The organism is Mycobacterium sp. 852002-30065_SCH5024008, from assembly GCF_001665645.1.
In the GTDB taxonomy this organism is placed as follows: domain Bacteria; phylum Actinomycetota; class Actinomycetes; order Mycobacteriales; family Mycobacteriaceae; genus Mycobacterium; species Mycobacterium paraffinicum.
The window spans coordinates 1-638 of the sequence record NZ_LZSZ01000067.1 but is presented as its reverse complement, the minus strand read 5'-3'; the positions used below and the strand labels follow the sequence as shown (position 1 = coordinate 638).

At 65.0% G+C, this 638-nt stretch carries 1 protein-coding gene; it reads right to left on the bottom strand.

What is annotated here, in order from left to right; translation table 11 throughout:
* Nucleotides 1-638: phosphopantetheine-binding protein (locus A5781_RS08075; protein ID WP_156624474.1), on the bottom strand; the 638-nt coding region annotated here is incomplete at both ends.

Genomic DNA, 638 nt, shown 5'->3' with positions numbered 1-638 from the left:
GTGTAGGTGCGATCAGGCGCATCGCCGACAACGATTCCCCCCCCAGCTCGAAGAACGAGTCGTCGACCCCGACGCGGTCCAGCCCGAGGATGTCGGCGTAGATGTCGGCCAGGATTTCCTCGGTCAGGCTGGCCGGGGCGCGATACGCGCCGCCGGTGTAGTCGGGGGCGGGCAGGGCGCGGGTGTCGAGTTTGCCGTTGACCGTCAACGGCAAACCCTCGAGCACCACGATCGCCGCCGGCACCATATAGGACGGCAACCGATCCGCTAACTGCGTGCGGATGGCGTCCGGATCCACTGTCCCCGAACCCGATTCGGTGACATAGCCGACCAGCCGCTTATCCCCGGGGTGGTCCTCGCGGGTGATCACCACCGCTTGGTCCACCCCGTCCAAGCTGGCTAGTGTGGTTTGGATTTCGCCGAGTTCGATGCGATACCCGCGGATCTTGACCTGTTCATCAGCACGCCCCACATACCGCAGCTGACCGTCGTCGCCCCACGACACCAAATCCCCGGTGCGATACATCCGCACCCCCGACGCCCCGGCGAACGGACACGCCACAAACCGGGCTGCGGTCAACCCCGCTCGGCCCCAATACTTGTCTCTTATACACATCTGACGCTGCCGACGATCGCAT